This is a genomic window from Pyrobaculum neutrophilum V24Sta (genome assembly GCF_000019805.1).
GTDB classification, from domain to species: Archaea; Thermoproteota; Thermoprotei; order Thermoproteales; family Thermoproteaceae; genus Pyrobaculum; species Pyrobaculum neutrophilum.
In genome coordinates, this window is sequence record NC_010525.1 from 1,669,197 (window position 1) to 1,683,359 (window position 14,163).

At 62.8% G+C, this 14,163-nt stretch carries 17 protein-coding genes; 6 read left to right on the top strand and 11 right to left on the bottom strand.

Translation table 11 applies throughout. The features are described 5' to 3' along the window. Positions 1-17 precede the first annotated feature (17 nt). Entirely contained in the window at positions 18-536 is a 519-nt protein-coding gene (locus tag TNEU_RS09580; RefSeq protein WP_012351229.1) for a DUF6884 domain-containing protein, read from the top strand. Positions 537-644: 108 nt separating this feature from the next. Here the strand turns inward: TNEU_RS09580 and TNEU_RS09585 are convergent, their stop codons facing one another. After that, positions 645-1,298, bottom strand: coding sequence for a precorrin-2 dehydrogenase/sirohydrochlorin ferrochelatase family protein (locus tag TNEU_RS09585; RefSeq protein ID WP_012351230.1), 654 nt, complete (start codon positions 1,296-1,298; stop codon positions 645-647). Positions 1,299-1,436: 138 nt separating this feature from the next. Here TNEU_RS09585 and TNEU_RS09590 point away from each other — a divergent pair, with 138 nt between their 5' ends. After that, positions 1,437-1,640, top strand: coding sequence for a hypothetical protein (locus TNEU_RS09590; protein WP_012351231.1), 204 nt, complete (start codon positions 1,437-1,439; stop codon positions 1,638-1,640). On the opposite strand, the gene TNEU_RS09595 is transcribed toward TNEU_RS09590, so the two are convergent. Together TNEU_RS09595 and cobA are read right to left on the bottom strand one after the other, a co-directional pair. Beyond that, positions 1,633-2,265 (bottom strand): uroporphyrinogen-III synthase, encoded by a 633-nt coding sequence (locus TNEU_RS09595; protein ID WP_012351232.1) that lies wholly within the window; start codon positions 2,263-2,265, stop codon positions 1,633-1,635. The genes TNEU_RS09590 and TNEU_RS09595 overlap by 8 nt on opposite strands. After that, positions 2,238-2,972 (bottom strand): uroporphyrinogen-III C-methyltransferase, encoded by a 735-nt coding sequence (gene cobA / locus TNEU_RS09600; protein WP_148682446.1) that lies wholly within the window; start codon positions 2,970-2,972, stop codon positions 2,238-2,240. Before cobA ends, TNEU_RS09595 begins: the two co-directional genes overlap by 28 nt. Positions 2,973-3,016: 44 nt before the next feature. Here cobA and hemL point away from each other — a divergent pair, with 44 nt between their 5' ends. From hemL to TNEU_RS09615, 3 genes are read left to right on the top strand one after another with little or no spacing between them, the layout of a single operon-like run. Then, positions 3,017-4,291 (top strand): glutamate-1-semialdehyde 2,1-aminomutase, encoded by a 1,275-nt coding sequence (hemL, locus tag TNEU_RS09605; protein ID WP_012351234.1) that lies wholly within the window; start codon positions 3,017-3,019, stop codon positions 4,289-4,291. Between the two features lie 2 nt (positions 4,292-4,293). Continuing rightward, complete coding sequence (locus TNEU_RS09610; RefSeq protein ID WP_012351235.1) at positions 4,294-5,400, top strand: TIGR04053 family radical SAM/SPASM domain-containing protein; 1,107 nt, start codon at positions 4,294-4,296, stop codon at positions 5,398-5,400. Beyond that, positions 5,382-5,930: a sirohydrochlorin chelatase family protein gene (locus TNEU_RS09615; RefSeq protein WP_012351236.1), complete on the top strand. Its 549-nt coding sequence runs from the start codon at positions 5,382-5,384 to the stop codon at positions 5,928-5,930. Before TNEU_RS09610 ends, TNEU_RS09615 begins: the two co-directional genes overlap by 19 nt. On the opposite strand, the gene TNEU_RS09620 is transcribed toward TNEU_RS09615, so the two are convergent. Genes TNEU_RS09620 through purD form a run of 5 tightly spaced genes read right to left on the bottom strand, consistent with a single transcriptional unit; the run spans position 5,904 to position 10,265 of the window. Continuing rightward, positions 5,904-6,827, bottom strand: coding sequence for a phosphoribosylformylglycinamidine cyclo-ligase (locus TNEU_RS09620; RefSeq protein ID WP_012351237.1), 924 nt, complete (start codon positions 6,825-6,827; stop codon positions 5,904-5,906). The two genes, TNEU_RS09615 and TNEU_RS09620, sit on opposite strands and share 27 nt — an antisense overlap. After that, entirely contained in the window at positions 6,824-7,942 is a 1,119-nt protein-coding gene (locus tag TNEU_RS09625) for a phosphoribosyltransferase family protein (protein ID WP_012351238.1), read from the bottom strand. The genes TNEU_RS09620 and TNEU_RS09625 overlap by 4 nt, the downstream gene beginning before the upstream one ends. Position 7,943: 1 nt before the next feature. Continuing rightward, complete coding sequence (gene purQ / locus TNEU_RS09630) at positions 7,944-8,585, bottom strand: phosphoribosylformylglycinamidine synthase I (protein WP_012351239.1); 642 nt, start codon at positions 8,583-8,585, stop codon at positions 7,944-7,946. Continuing rightward, positions 8,578-8,832 (bottom strand): phosphoribosylformylglycinamidine synthase subunit PurS, encoded by a 255-nt coding sequence (locus TNEU_RS09635; RefSeq protein ID WP_012351240.1) that lies wholly within the window; start codon positions 8,830-8,832, stop codon positions 8,578-8,580. The genes purQ and TNEU_RS09635 overlap by 8 nt, the downstream gene beginning before the upstream one ends. After that, entirely contained in the window at positions 8,829-10,265 is a 1,437-nt protein-coding gene (gene purD / locus TNEU_RS09640; RefSeq protein ID WP_012351241.1) for a phosphoribosylamine--glycine ligase, read from the bottom strand. Before purD ends, TNEU_RS09635 begins: the two co-directional genes overlap by 4 nt. A 112-nt stretch (positions 10,266-10,377) precedes the next feature. On the opposite strand from purD, the gene TNEU_RS09645 reads away from it, so the two are divergent. Then, positions 10,378-11,085 (top strand): phosphoribosylaminoimidazolesuccinocarboxamide synthase, encoded by a 708-nt coding sequence (locus TNEU_RS09645; RefSeq protein ID WP_012351242.1) that lies wholly within the window; start codon positions 10,378-10,380, stop codon positions 11,083-11,085. Here TNEU_RS09645 and TNEU_RS09650 read toward each other — a convergent pair. From TNEU_RS09650 to TNEU_RS09660, 3 genes are all read right to left on the bottom strand, one after another. Beyond that, complete coding sequence (locus TNEU_RS09650) at positions 11,071-12,006, bottom strand: bifunctional 5,10-methylenetetrahydrofolate dehydrogenase/5,10-methenyltetrahydrofolate cyclohydrolase (RefSeq protein WP_012351243.1); 936 nt, start codon at positions 12,004-12,006, stop codon at positions 11,071-11,073. The genes TNEU_RS09645 and TNEU_RS09650 overlap by 15 nt on opposite strands. Continuing rightward, the gene (purN, locus tag TNEU_RS09655) at positions 11,990-12,823 is read right to left on the bottom strand and encodes a phosphoribosylglycinamide formyltransferase (protein ID WP_012351244.1); all 834 of its coding nucleotides are present in this window, start codon (positions 12,821-12,823) and stop codon (positions 11,990-11,992) included. The genes TNEU_RS09650 and purN overlap by 17 nt, the downstream gene beginning before the upstream one ends. A gap of 73 nt (positions 12,824-12,896) precedes the next feature. After that, complete coding sequence (locus TNEU_RS09660; RefSeq protein ID WP_012351245.1) at positions 12,897-14,162, bottom strand: amidophosphoribosyltransferase; 1,266 nt, start codon at positions 14,160-14,162, stop codon at positions 12,897-12,899. Position 14,163 lies beyond the last annotated feature (1 nt).

Below are 14,163 nucleotides of genomic sequence, written 5' to 3' on the forward strand. Positions count from 1 at the left end.
CCTATATTAACCTATCCGTGTATTCTGTGGTCACCAACTGCACGGCTGAGAAGCTCGGCGTGGCGGCCCCCGCAAGGGAGCTCTACAGAGGGCCGTCCGTTAGGCGTATAGCGAAGGTGGTGGACGAGGCGAGGGCAGCGGGTATCCCCGCCGCGCTCTACATCATATCTGCCAGATATGGGCTGGTGCGCGAGGACGAGGTGCTGGAGCCCTACGACGAAACGCTGAGCGGGAGATCTCCCGAGGAGATAAAAAGTTGGGCTAGGGCGGTGGGGCTTCTCGACGCGGTGGACAAACTGGCCGAGAGATCCACCGTTGTGGTTGTGGCGTCTAAGCCGTATTACACGGCGGTGGAGGAGGTCGTCTGTAGACGTGGGCTGTACGTCCTTGCCCCATATAGGGCATGCGGAAGGTGGATAAAGACAGGCAACTTCAACAAGCACATCGCGCTCCGGAGCCTGCTGATGAGTCTCTCCGACGGCGGCTCTCCCCCCTCCCACGAGGAGAGCCGGAACCTACGTAGGAGACGTGTTTAAAGCCGTCTCTGCGGCCCCCCTCTTTTGGTCAGCAAAGGGTGAGCTCGGCACCTCTTGGACACTGGCGGCTCATCACGTTTAGTCGGTGCAGGACGCCGTCTTCATCCCTCAGACCGGGTTTTCTCCCCATAGCGTCTTGAGTATCTCCCTCCCCCGCTCGACCGCGGCTTTCTCGTCGCCCTTTTTTACAAGTTCCATAAATTTTTCGTCTTCGGCCAGTAGTTGGTAGAAGCGCAACCGGGTTTTTACGTCCTTTATGTGTGTCTTAGCCTCGCTTTTCAGCTGGCTGTACGCCCTGTAGAAGGTTGGGATCCAGCTCCTCTTTACACAGTCCTCTATCACGTCTAGGGAGAGCCGCGCCGGCGTGCCGGCGGCGCCTTCGCTTGTCACAGCAACCCTCAGCCCGGCAATCTGCCTTTCGTAGGGCACGACCACGTGTGTACGCGCGGCGTCTGTCGCGTCGTTTACAAGCTTGCCCAGGGCCTCTGCTTGTCTATAGAGCTTTTCCGCGAGGGCGGCGTCGCTGACGGCGATAACTACGACGTCGGCCCACCTCATGTCCTCCGCCGGGTCGTAGTGGTTGAGGTCGGCCTGCTTTATCTCCACGCCCAACGTCTGCAACTCCGGCGCGATATCCCTGGCCACAACCCTGACCTTGGCGCCGGCGGAGTGGAAGTACCTAGCCCTCCGCGTCCCCACGGCGCCACCCCCCAACACCAACACCTTCAAGCGTGAGGCCTCTACCCAGAGCGGGATGCGCATGCCTAATCCACTTGGCTGGCTTAAATCTGCTCCGCCCCCTGGGGAGGGCTTGAGCGTATCCGTCTGTCCCAAGGCAGTCGCCGCCGACAGTTGCCGGCCTGCGCCTATGAGGAGACCTTGTTTATGTGCTTATAAGGCATGATATATGTCGTGAGGGGCGCGGTGCTTGTGGAGGAGGTGTTGCTGTTGCTCGTGGCTGTGGCGCTGGTGAGCGCCTTCGCGTTGACGGTAACCGGCGTGGTTCAAAACGCGGTGAACCAAATCCTTGGCTTCAAAAACGCAACTTCGCACATCACGGACCAGCTGGTGGACGCCGTTAAGCAGCTCATCGGCCTTAAATAAGGGCTTTTTTTGCGGTCTCCACAGCTTTTTCTATCGTGGCCTCCTCAGCGGTTATGTGGCGTATGCCCAGCTGGGCAAGCCTTTGGGAGGTCACGGCGCCTATCGCCACAACCACCTTACCTCCGAGATCAACGGCCTTAGCCACGGCCTCGGCCACGGCGGAGCTCGTCACTACAACGGCTCTCGCCTGCGCCACGGCCTCGGCGGCGGCCCGTATCTTCGCCGGGTCCAGCTCCACGTCGTAGACCGGCACCTCCACGACGCCGGGGAGAAGCCTCCGCAGTACATCGTTGCCGGCGCTGGACCTCAAGACCACCACTCTGCCGGGCGCCAGCTCCTTAAGCAGACGCGCCACTCCGTAGCTGGTGTACTCCCGCGGCACGGCGCAGCCCCCCACCGCCCTGGCCGTGGAGGGTCCTACGCATACCACGCAGCGGAATCTCTGCCTCAGCTTCCCCACATCTACGGCTTGAGCCACGGCGGGGCTCATGACGACGAGGTAGTCCCCGTCGGGCACCTCCACCCCCCTCCGGGGGACCACCCTCCCTATCGTTAGGCAGCGGACGCCGGGGGGGCAACCCCCCTCCTTGATTCTAACTACGACAACCTCCGCGCCGTCTCCCATAGCCTAACCCCCCTCTCCACCACCTTGCCCACCACTATGATGCTTGGGTTTGGCACCGGGCCGAGCTCGCCCAACGTCAGTAGGCGGAGCTCCTCGTCTGGGAAATACGCCGATTTCACCACGGCCACCGGCGTATCCCTGGGCAGACCGCCGGCGATGAGCTCCGAGGCTATTTCGGCGGCGGAGGAGGCGCCCATGTATACAACGATGGTGTCGACGGCCGCTGCGAGCTTTCTGAAGTCCACCTGGCGCAGGCCCTTCGAGGGGTCCTCCCTCCCCGTGGTCAAAGCCACGGAGCTCGCCGTCCCTCTAACCACGGGGGGTATGTAGAAGCGGGCCGGCGCGGCGAAGCCGCTTGTGACGCCGGGGACAAACTCGCAGGACACCCCCCTGGCCGCCAGATATTCACACTCCTCGAAGCCTCTTCCAAACACCAGGGGGTCCCCCCCGTGGAGCCTCACCACCGTGTCGTAGAGCTGCGCGTATTTGAGAAGCATCTCGTTTATCTCCGCCTGCGTGGGGCCGGCGCCCCCCGGCCTTTTACCCACGTCTACCACCACCGCCCCCGGCTTCACACGCCTCAGCAGTTCAGGCGCCACCAGCCTATCGTGGAGCACCACGTCTGCGTTTCCCAAAAGCCTAAGCCCCTTGACCGTGATAAGCTCGGGGTCGCCCGGCCCAGCCCCCACTATGTAGACCCTCCCCACGCCCCCCACTGCGAATAGATTAAAAACTGTTCGGAATACCTAGTATGCTATTTGAAAGAGCTAGGGGCGTTTTCCCAGGCGGGGTGAACTCCCCAGCTAGGGCGCTTAAACACCTCGCCGCCCCCCTTGTGGCCAATGGGGCCTCGGGGCCCTACCTCTACACAGACAGGGGGAGGCTCGTGGACTACTGCATGGCCTTCGGCGCGATTATACTAGGCCACGCCCACCCCCGCGTAAAAAACGCGGTGGCGAAGCAGCTGGAGAGGGGGTGGATCTACGCCCTCCTCACGGAGGAGGAGGTCGCCTACGCCGAGAGGATAAAAGCCCACGTGCCCTCCATAGAGAAAATGCGCATCGTAAACAGCGGCACCGAAGCCACGATGAACGCCGTGAGGCTGGCCAGGGGCTACACGAGGCGGGACGTCATCATCAAGTTCGACGGCAACTTCCACGGCTCCCACGACTACGTCCTCGTGAAAGCGGGCTCCGGCGCGGCCACCTGGGGGGTCCCCACGAGCGCGGGGGTGCCGCAGGACGTCATAAAGCTCACCGCCGTAGTGCCCTACAACGACGTCGACGCCTTCGTGAAAGCGGTTAGGGAGGTCGGCGGGAGGCTGGCGGCGGTCATCGTAGAGCCCATAGCGGCGAACTACGGCCTAATTATCCCAGACCGGGAGTTCATAAAGGCGTTGAGGGAGGAGACGGAGAGGGCGGGAGCCCTCCTCATCTTCGACGAGGTGGTCACCGGGTTTAGAGTTGGGCTTTCCGGGGCCCAGGGCCACTTCGGCGTGAGGCCGGACTTGACCACGTTGGGGAAGGTGGTGGGGGGCGGCTTCCCCATAGGCATATTCGGGGGGAGGGCAGACGTCATGGACATGGTAGCGCCCAGCGGCCCGGTGTACAACGCGGGCACCTACAACGCCCACCCGGTCTCCGTGGCGGCGGGGCTCGCCGTCGTGGAGGAGCTGGAGAGGGGGGAGCCGTATAAAATCGCCAACGAGGCCGCGGAGAGGCTGGCGAGGGGCATAGAGGACATAGCCGGGAGGGTCGGCTTCGACGTGGTTGTTAAACAAATCGCCTCAATGTTCCAGCTCTACTTCAGGAGGGGGGACGTGAAAACGCCGCAGGACGTGCGAGAAAGCGACGAGCGGCTATACCTCAAGCTACACGAGCTGGCCATTAAACACGGCGTGTATCTAGCGCCGTCGCAGTACGAGACTAACTTCACCTCGGCGGCGCACACCCGCGACGTCGTGGAGACCACCCTGGCGGCTCTCGAAAAGGCCTTTACAGAGTTAAAAAGCCAAGTCGGGAAGTAGACGTGAGAGGGATTAGGGAGCTAATCGAGAGGTTCCACAGCGCCCCCCTCATCGTGTTTTGGGAATCCACCAAGGCCTGCCCCCTCGCCTGTAAACACTGTAGGGCAGACGCAATACTGAGGCCGCTACCCGGGGAGTTGAACACGGAGGAGGGCAAGAGGCTCATAGAGCAGGTGGCCTCCTTCGGCGACCCCAAGCCGCTTCTGGTGATCACCGGCGGCGACCCCCTCATGAGGAACGACCTCTTCGACCTCGTGGACTACGCCGTCCAGCTGGGGGTCCCCACGTCGCTTGCGCCTGCGGTTTCGCCGAACCTCAGCCCAGAGACGCTCAAGGCCATAAGGGAGCACGGCGTCAAGGCCATCTCCATAAGTCTAGACGGGGCGAGGGAGGAGACACACGACGAGATCCGGGGGGTCCCGGGGAGCTTCCGCAACACCCTGGCGGCTATCAAGGCGGCGGTAGACGCGGGGGTTCAGGTCCAGGTAAACACCGTCGTGTGGAGGAAATCCCTCCCCGAGCTCCCCGAGGTGGTTAAGCTCATCACCGACCTGGGGGTCAAGACGTGGGAGGTCTTCTTCCTCATAGTGACGGGGAGGGCGAGGGAGGAGCTGGACATCTCGCCTGAGGAGTACGAAGCCGCTGTGCAGTTCCTGGTGGACGTCTCCACATACGGCATCCAGGTGAGGACGGTGGAGGCGCCGTTCTACAGGAGGGCGAAGCTGGAGAGGCTGGAGGGCAAGACCTACGACAGCCCGCTGTATAGAAAGCTAGTGGAGCGGCTGGGCGAACTGATGGGCCCGCCTAGGAGGGGGGTCGACCCCACCGTGGTGCCCACCCGCGACGGCTTCGGCATAATCTTCGTGGCCTACGACGGCACCGTGTACCCAAGCGGCTTTCTGCCATACCCCCTGGGAAACGTCAGAAGACGGAGTCTGGTGGAGATATACAGGGATCACCCGCTACTCCAGAAGATGAGACGCGGCGAATTCGGCGGGAGGTGCGGAGTGTGTAAGTACAAGGACATATGCGGCGGCTCCAGGGCAAGGGCCTTCGCCTACTTCAAAGACCCGCTGGCGGAGGACCCGGCATGCGTCTACAAGCCATAGTGCTGATATTCCACGGCTCCAGAGACCCCACGCACAACGCCCAGGCGGCTGAGATAGCCAAGGCCCTGGGCGTGTCCTACGCCTTTCTAGAGGCGGCGGAGCCGAGATACAGAGGCGGCGGGCTCGGGGTTCCCATGTTTATTGCAGACGGAAGCGACTACCGGAAGGCGCTGGAGGTAGCCGCCGTTAAAGCCCCCCCGCTCCTCGGATGGCCGGGTTTCGTGGAGTACCTAAGGGGGCTGGGCGCCGACCTCTACATCTTCCACGGGCCAGACGCCGAGGGGCAGATCCGCGGCACCGGTCTGCCAGTCGCCCTCCTCCACGGCGAACCGAACGTGGAGTCTGCGCCTTGCGTCGCCGCGGCCGCGCCGGTGGTTTTGACGAGGGGCGTCATATACAACGAAATCGCTAGGAGATACGGCAGATGTAGAACACGTCTACTCCCGCCTCTGGCGGAGCAACCGGGCTTTATCGAGTATCTGAGAAGGGCTTTGCCCGCTGTTTTAGATCTCTACGCCGTTCACCCGTAGGCCGCCGCCTTGCTTTACCTCGCCGATGGGCTTGGGATTTAGAGGCTCTAGGGCCCTCAGCGCTTCGGCGAGCCGGTCCCTAGGCGTATAGACCACCATGCCTACGCCCATGTTGAAAACCTGGTAGGCCTCCCGCGGCTCAACCCCCCTCTTTACCACCTCTCTGAAGAGACAGGGGACGTCGAAGGCCACCTCCGCCCCCAAGCCGCCGAGCGCCTTCTTCAACTTCCTGTACCCACCCCCCGTGATGTGGACCGCCCCGGCGGCCGCGCCCTCCCTCACGGCGTTTAGCACGGCGCTGTAGTCGGCGACCTCTGCCAGCAGTAGCTCCGCCGCGGGCCTCCCGCAGACCTCCTCTCCAGGCTTAAACAGCCGCCGTAGTAGGCTGTAGCCGTTGGCGTGAGGCCCCGTGGAGGGGAGCCCTATCAAGATGTCGCCTGGCGCGGGCGGCCTTGTGTAGGCGGCTTTCACCCCAAGCACCGTGCACACCACGTCTATGCCGTGGATCACCCCCGGCAACACCGCCGTCTCGCCGCCCAGTAGCTGGGCGCCGACTTCGCCGGCTTTGGAGGCGACGCCGGCAACGACCCTGGGCACCTTCTCGAGGTGTTGGGGCTCCACCGCTACGTAGTCGACGACCGCCACCGGCTTGAAGCCGTCGCAGACTATGTCGTTTACGTTTACAGCTACGCAGTCTCTCCCCGCCACCTCAAGCCTGTCTAGCTCAAGGGCGAGAAGCGCCTTCGTCCCCACGCCGTCTACGTGGAGCGTTAGCTCGGCGCCGCCGAGCTCCACCGAGCTTGTGTAAAGCCCCCTGGCGCCCCCGAGATACTGAGATACGGCTCTGTGAACGGCCCAGTGTTTATCTAGGTCAACGCCGGCGTCTCTGTACCTCATCGCTTGGGCCTCATACAGAGGGTGCAGACGGCCACCCCGGCCCCCCTCAAGGCCTCCTCCAGCTCCTCTGGAGATAGGTGGACTATGCCGTCTACCTCCAACACGTCCTTCACCACATCTGGCGGCACTGCGTTGTAGATCATGTGGCTCTCCGGCGGCATCTTCACGCCGTAGGGACACGCCCTCCTCAACGGCGGAGCCACCACGGCAACGTACACCTCTAGGGCCCCCGCCTTCTGCCGCAACATCTGAGCCACGAGCTTTATAGTGATGCCGCTTATCATGCTGTCGTCCACCAAGAGAACCCTCTTCCCCCTGACCGCCGACTCTATGACGTTGGCCTTCAGCTGTATTACGGCCATCCTATCTCTCACCTCGTCCAACAGGGCGCTCCTCCCCCTGGCCGTCGCGACGAAGGCGGGCAGATACGGCTTCCCAAGCGCTGCGGCGATGTGGGCCGCGTAGTAGGAGCCCGTCTCGGGGATCCCCACTACTACGTCCGGCGTGTAGCCTATCTTTTTGGCGAGTTCCCCGGCGATCCTCCCCCTGACGGAGGCCACCTCAACGCCGTCGATTCTGCTGTCGGGTCTCGCCGTGTATATAAACTCGAGGGCGCAGAGCGGGCCGCGGGGTCCGCCGCCTCTCGACCTCACATACAGCTCGCCGATCTCGACGGCCTCCCCCGGCTGTAGAGACCTCCTGACCTCGCCGCCTAGGATCTCAATCGCGGCGCTCTCCGTGGAAACTATGGCGTAGTCGAACCCGTGGGCGCCGAGCGCTAGATGCCACAGGGAACCGCCGCGTTTGGCCACCACGACCCCGTCTCTCCTCAGCTCGACGTACGTCTCCCCATCCCATGTGGAGCACCTCACGCCGTTCTCCACCTCTCTACAACAGCCGCCGTTGGGCGACACGCAGCCAACCGCCGCAGATCCGCGGAGAGATCTCTCCACCTCTCTGGAGAGGTCCACCTCGACTCTCTCCACCCCGCCGTTGTACACATACGCCTCGGCGAAGTCGCCGCGGTTGGCCAAAGCCCTAAGGCCGTAGTATACCATAGACCAAAGCTCCACGGAGCCCCCGAAGCTGTATATCGCGAAGAGACCCGCCGACATGTCACCCCTTGAGCCAGCTCTTCAGGCTAAGCCAGAGCTTAAGGCCTCCGACCCCGCCTCTGGAGATATCCCTATCCACGGCCCTCTCGGGATGCGGCATTAGGCCGAGGACGTTGCCCTTGCTCACCCCGGCGGTGGCGTCGTGAGACCCGTTGGGGTTCTCCACGTATCTAAAGGCTTGGGTGTAGGGCCCCGACGGTATGTACCTACCCTCGCCGTGTGCGATGGGCATATACACCACCTCCCCCGGCTCGTACAGATGGGTGAAGGGAGTTTTCACGTCTACCACGGCCACCTGTATCCACCTTGATATGAAGCCGGGAGGCTCGTTGGGAGCCAGCGCCCCTGGGAGAAGACCGGTCTCGACCAGTATTTGGAAGCCGTTGCATATGCCCAACACGGGGGTCCCCCCCTCCGCATCTCTCCTCAGGTGCTCCATCGCCTCCGTCTGCGCCGCTATGGCCCCCGCCCTTAGGTAGTCCCCGTAGCTGAAGCCGCCGGCCAGCACCACCGCGTCGTATCTCCCCGCGGCGTAGTCCCTATACCACACTATCTCCCCCCTCAAGCCTGCCAGCTCCAGAGCCCTTAACACGTCGTAGTCGCCGTTGGTTCCCGGGAACTTCAAAACAGCCACCTTATGCATGTTCCACCTTAACCACCTCCACCACGTGGACGTTGGGGTTGCCCAGGCGCAGATCCCACGCCAGTTTCAAGGCCCTCTCCCCCGCCTCCTCCGGCGTTGCGGCCTCCACGGCGACTATCAAGCACTTCCCCGCCCTCACCTCCGCGCTGACGCCACGCCGTTCGAAGATCTCCCTCTGAATGGCCTCGCCCTCGGGGTCTCTGATGCCCCGCTTGTAGGCTATGTTTAAGTAGACGAGGTACCTCATAGCTTGTACTCCCTCAGCCCTACCCCAGGCTCCCACACCACCACCCTCCCGCCGAGCCCCCTCTCCCTCCTCCACCTGTAGACCGCTCTCACCTTCTCCGCCTTAGCCGCCATGGAGGACATGTACTCAGGCGAGCCGATGTCGCGGCGGTAGTAGACGCCGTCTCCCCCCACGGCCGACATACACCTCTCGGATCTCTGGTATGCCTCCTCTGCGGTCCTCCCCGGCGCGAGGATCTCCAGCGCCCGGGAGCCGAGCGTAACGTAGGCGCCGTCTCTCTCCTCGACGGACGAGAAGAAGACGAGGCACCCCTCCCTCTTGATCACGTCCCAGTCGACGTATATCCTCCTCCCCCTGGCCACGTCTCTTCTGTGCGGATAGCCCAGGGGGGCTAGGGCTTTAACTACGGTGTGCTCCTCCCTAAACCTCCTCTCGGCCTTGTGGAGCTTGCCGTCGGCGGCTAGGCTAAACAGCGTGTAGGCGTCCCCCCCGTAGAGGTATAGGGCGTTGAGCGCCTCGGGGTCCCCCAGCCTGCTGTAGTACTCAATTATGACGGGGCCCCGCGCCGTGAGCATCATCTGCCCGCTGATCACGCCCACGTACCGCTCGCCCAGCTCCTCCCCGAGCGCCTTCACTGTGAGCTCCACCGCGCGTTTAGCCTCCTCCACCTCGCCCTCCTCTAGGAAGGGAAGAGGCGAGACCGTCCCCATGCCGCCGCACTCCGGCCCCACCCCGTACTCGTAGGCGTGTGGGTTGTCCTGGACAGGTGGGAAGAAGAACATGCTCTCCCCGTCGGTTAACGCCTGTACGGTAAACTCTACGCCCCAGACCGCCTCCTCCACCAACACGGCCGTGTCCACGTCTCTGTACCCCGCCAGCTGCTTCAAGACGTCCTCGGCGCCTCGTCTATACACCTCGTCGAAGTCGAGATACGCCGCGTCGCCGTATATCACCCTCACCCCCTTCCCGCCGGCCTGCCTAATCGGCTTTATGGCCACCGCCCCCACGGATCTGCTGAACCTGTAGGCCTCCTCCACGTCTTTAAACACCCCGTATATGAGCCTGCCGGGCACCCCGTATTTCCACTGCAGAGATCGGGCGAAGTCCTTACGCATCTCTATGATGGACAGCCTCCTCGAAGCTCCCAGCGTCCTAAAGCCCCTTTCGCGTAGGGCGTCGGACACGCCGGCGAATAGGGGCTCCTCAGGCCCTATGACGACGAGATCCGGCGAGGAGTCCTCAGCGGCTTTAACCACCGTGCCGGGGTCAGTGGGGCTGCCTAGGTAGAGCCTCCCGCCCGTCCGCCGGGCAACCTCCTCGATGCCCGGGTTCCTATGGCCCACCACGGCGTTTATCACAACGCCTGACCTCTCCAGCGCCCAGGCGATGGCGTGTTCCCTCGCCCCGTCGCCCACGATCAAAACCTTTTCCATGTCGGGGGGAAGGAGACAGTTTAAAAGTCTATTGAAAAAATACACGCAACAACGCCGCGGGGGGACCGTCTCTTGAAAACAAACGTTTAAAAACAGACGCCGCGTCTGGGCCATGGAGCTCGTATACGAGGGCAAGGCGAAGAGGGTCTACGCCGAGGGGGACATCCTCCTGTTGGAGTTTAAAGACGAGCTCACCGCCTTCGACGGCGCCAAGCGCGACTCAGCTCCGGGCAAGGGGGCCCTGGCGGCTAGCCTCTCCGCCCTGCTCTTCGCCTACCTAAGGGGGAGGGGGGTGGAGAGCCACTTCATCGGGCAACGGGGCCCCAACCTGCTTGAGGTGCGGAGGGCCCAGGCCCTCCCGCTAGAGGTCATAGTGAGGTTTAGGGCGTACGGCAGCTACCTCAAGAGGATGCCGCTGGTGGAGCCCCTCCGCCCGTTTAAAAAACCGCTGGTGGAGCTACACCTCAAAGACGACAGGTTGCACGACCCGCTGATCCTCCCCCAAGACGCCATAGAGGCGGGGCTCGTCGACGAGGCTGAGCTGGGCCAGATAACCGACGTGGCGGTGAGGGCGGGGGAGCTGCTGAGGGATCTCTACCGCAGAGCCGGATGCGACTTCATAGATGTGAAGTTCGAGTTCGGCCGCGTCGGCGGCCGCCTGGTGTTGATAGACGAGATCAGCGGAGACACCTTCAGAGTTCTATGCGGCGGTGAGCATCTGGACAAGGAGTACTACAGGAAGACGGGAGACGTGAGGGGGCTCCTCGAGCGGTATGGAAAGCTGCTGGAGTACACCAGGCTGGTTCTAGAGGCTCAGTAGCCTGGGCGAGGTGACTCGGGTCAACACCATATATGTCGTAATTATCAGGTTTTTCACTAGGCGGGCCCTCGTGGCTAGGCCCACCCCGCCTATGTTCGGGGTTAGGTAGGAGGCCTTCTCGGCCACCGAGTTCTCGTCTACGTCGAAGTACCACCTCTTGGTGGCCGGGTCCACCTTGCCCCCCACCCCCACCACCACAGCCCCCTCCTTTATCATATCCCCCGTCAGCCTCCAGGGGTTATCGCCGTAGAGCTCCGGCGGTCTGCCAACCGCCGAGATGACGATATCTGCCTTCCTGGTGTAGTAGGCTCTGTCTTTGGAGAGGGCGTGGAGGGTCGTCACGGTGGCGTCCATCTGCATAAGCATGATAGATAGGGGGAAGCCGACGAGAGTCCCCTTGCCCACCACCACCACGTCTCTCCCCCTCACCTCCACTTGGTACTGCCTAAACAGCTCGAGTATGCCGGCAGGTGTGCAGGGTAGTATATCCCTGTCTAGGTCGAAGCCGGCCACGAGCCTCTTCTTGTTCTCGGGGGTTAGCCCATCTACGTCCTTGATGGGGGACAGCCTCTCGAAGAGCCTCCCCTCGTCTATGTAGGGCGGAAGCGGCTTCTGTATCAACACGCCGGTTACGTCGTCCGCGTTGTTCAACCTCTCTATCAGCCTCAACGCGGCGGCCTCCCGCCTCTCCGGCGGCTCCTTATACAGCTCGTATATCTCGACCTCGCCGCCGATGGACCTCACGTCTTTCGCCTTAAGCGAGACGTACCTACGTTGCGTCTCAAGCTCAACGGGGTCGTCGTTGAGGAGCAAAACGGCGAGCTTCGGCGTTACGCCGAAGCGCTCAAGCTCTTCCACGTGTCGTCTAGCCCACTGGAGGGTCTCCGCGTGTAGCCTATCCCCCCTAATCCAGACAACCATGGGGACAGATCAAGTGCATCGGCTTGCCCGATTCCCTCCACTCCCTGAGCTGGTGCTCCACGTAAACCCTCTGCCTCTCCCTCCACTGGCGCATCCAGCCCTCCCCCGCCTTCAGCACAGCCCTGGCAACCTCCACCTCCTCCTCGACGTATCTCACGCGGCCGCCCTCCTCCGCCACCCGGGGTGCCTTGACCCTCTCGGTGCGCACCTCCAGCAGTCCGTCCGCCACCGCCTGCAAAACCCTCGAGTACAGCCTGTGTTCGTATATCAGCACCCTGTCCGCCAGAATAGACAGCTTCTGGTCGTAGGGGATGTCGAGACTGTATATATCGCCGATATACACCGGCCACTGATCCACGATGGGCCCCCCGTCTACGGACTCGTCCACCAGGTGGACCGTCGGCCCGGAGGTCTTCACCCCGGCCTTGTAGACCTCCATGTGTACCCTAACGCCGTGCATCCCCTTCCCCCCCGCGAAGGGCAACAGGGAGGGGTGTATGTTGAGTATCCTCCATCTGAACTGTTCGATGAAGGGCACGCCCAGTATGTAGTCGTAGCCCGCCAACACCACCAGATCTACACCGTATCTCTTGAGCACCTCCGCCATCTCCTGCTCCCGCCTAGATCTGGCCACCCCCCTGTGTTGGACATACACGGCCTCCACGCCGTATGCCTCCGCTATCTTCCTCACAGGCGCCTCCTGATCGCTGTATATCAGAACTGCCGGCTCAACCCCCCTCAAGACGCCCAGTTTGACGTGGTCGAAGATAGCCTTGGCGTTGGTCCCCCTCCACGAGGCCAAGATGCCTATCTTCACGCCGACAAGTTTAAACAGATATATAAAACTTAAGCCTGGGCAACGACGTGGCTACGTTTGTAGCTTTAATCATCTACTTAAACCTGGCGAGCTCCCTCTCGGCCCACTCCACGTCCACCTCCTGTGGGTAGACGCCGGTGAAGCAGCCGTAGCACACCGAGTCTCCCAGAACCTCTCTGAACTTCTCCATGGAGATGTACCGGAGGGTGTCCGCCCCCACGATCTGCCTAACCTCCTCCACCTCACGCCCCCACGCCACCAGCTCGCTCCTCCTCTGGAAGTCCATCCCGAAGAAGCAGGGCCATCTGATGGGTGGGGAGGCGATTCTGACGTGTACCTCGGCGGCGCCTGCCCTCTTGAGCATCCAAACGATAGCCCTGATGTTCGTCCCCCTTATGAGCGAGTCGTCCACTAGAAATATCCTCCTCCCCGCCACGTACTCCTTAACCACCTGGAACACCTCCTCGGCCTTTCTCTCGCCAGGCGGCTTTATGAAGAGCCTCCCCGAGAACCTGTTCTTCACCACGGCGTCTACCACCTCAAGCCCCAGAACCTCGGCGAAGCCGGCCGCGGCGTGGCGGGCGGTCTCGGGGACGTAGGCCACCGCGTCTGCCTTAACCTCCTCGCCCTCTGCAAGAGCCCTACCCAGGGCCCTCCTCACATCGGCCACAAGACGCCCCTCCAGCTTCGACGCCGGGTGGGCGAAGTAGACGTACTCAAGCGCGCAGAGCCTCGCGGGCTTCGGGTCGACCTTCCACGTAGATATCCTGCTACCGTAGAGGAGGGCCACCCCCGGCGCCAGCTCTATCCCGTCGCCAAGCGCCACGGTCTCCGAAGCCACCCGTGCCCCCGCCTGGTCGTAGCTGACAGCCAGCGGTCTGACGCCTCTGGGGTCTCTCACGGCTATTATCCCCCACGGCGTGAGCGCCACCGTGGAGGCCGCCCCCACGATTTTCCTATAGACCTCCTGCACCCCCTCCTCCACCCCCCGCTCCCATATCTCCCTAGCCAAGCTCCTAGCCAGCGCCTCCCCGTCGAACGACGCCGAGCTGTCCAGCTGCCTAAAGTTGACCACCGTGCCGTTGAAGGCCACCGCCAGCTCAAGATCTCTATACCTGGCGTAGACGGGCTGGAGAGATACGCCGTAGGGCCCAGAGGTGGAGTACCTGGTGTGTACCACGGCAGCAGGCGCGTCCTCCGGAGGCCTCCCCAGCTTCACCGCCCCGCCCTCTAGGTAGGCGTACCCGACCCCCTCGTGCCCCCTGTGTACAAGCCAGTTGGCCATCCTAAGGGCGGCGGCCCCCGCGCCCTTCCCCCAGACGGCGCCGATCCCGCACATA

Excerpts from the sequence above, each read along its gene's own strand:
- TNEU_RS09585 (WP_012351230.1), bottom strand. The coding sequence starts at position 1,298 with ATGCGCATCCCGCTCTGGGTAGAGGCCTCACGCTTGAAGGTGTTGGTG.
- TNEU_RS09590 (WP_012351231.1), top strand. The coding sequence starts at position 1,437 with ATGATATATGTCGTGAGGGGCGCGGTGCTTGTGGAGGAGGTGTTGCTG.
- TNEU_RS09595 (WP_012351232.1), bottom strand. The coding sequence starts at position 2,265 with ATGGGAGACGGCGCGGAGGTTGTCGTAGTTAGAATCAAGGAGGGGGGT.
- hemL (WP_012351234.1), top strand. The coding sequence starts at position 3,017 with ATGCTATTTGAAAGAGCTAGGGGCGTTTTCCCAGGCGGGGTGAACTCC.
- TNEU_RS09615 (WP_012351236.1), top strand. The coding sequence starts at position 5,382 with ATGCGTCTACAAGCCATAGTGCTGATATTCCACGGCTCCAGAGACCCC.
- TNEU_RS09620 (WP_012351237.1), bottom strand. The coding sequence starts at position 6,827 with ATGAGGTACAGAGACGCCGGCGTTGACCTAGATAAACACTGGGCCGTT.
- TNEU_RS09625 (WP_012351238.1), bottom strand. The coding sequence starts at position 7,942 with ATGTCGGCGGGTCTCTTCGCGATATACAGCTTCGGGGGCTCCGTGGAG.
- purQ (WP_012351239.1), bottom strand. The coding sequence starts at position 8,585 with ATGCATAAGGTGGCTGTTTTGAAGTTCCCGGGAACCAACGGCGACTAC.
- TNEU_RS09635 (WP_012351240.1), bottom strand. The coding sequence starts at position 8,832 with ATGAGGTACCTCGTCTACTTAAACATAGCCTACAAGCGGGGCATCAGA.
- purD (WP_012351241.1), bottom strand. The coding sequence starts at position 10,265 with ATGGAAAAGGTTTTGATCGTGGGCGACGGGGCGAGGGAACACGCCATC.
- TNEU_RS09645 (WP_012351242.1), top strand. The coding sequence starts at position 10,378 with ATGGAGCTCGTATACGAGGGCAAGGCGAAGAGGGTCTACGCCGAGGGG.
- TNEU_RS09650 (WP_012351243.1), bottom strand. The coding sequence starts at position 12,006 with ATGGTTGTCTGGATTAGGGGGGATAGGCTACACGCGGAGACCCTCCAG.
- TNEU_RS09660 (WP_012351245.1), bottom strand. The coding sequence starts at position 14,162 with ATGTGCGGGATCGGCGCCGTCTGGGGGAAGGGCGCGGGGGCCGCCGCC.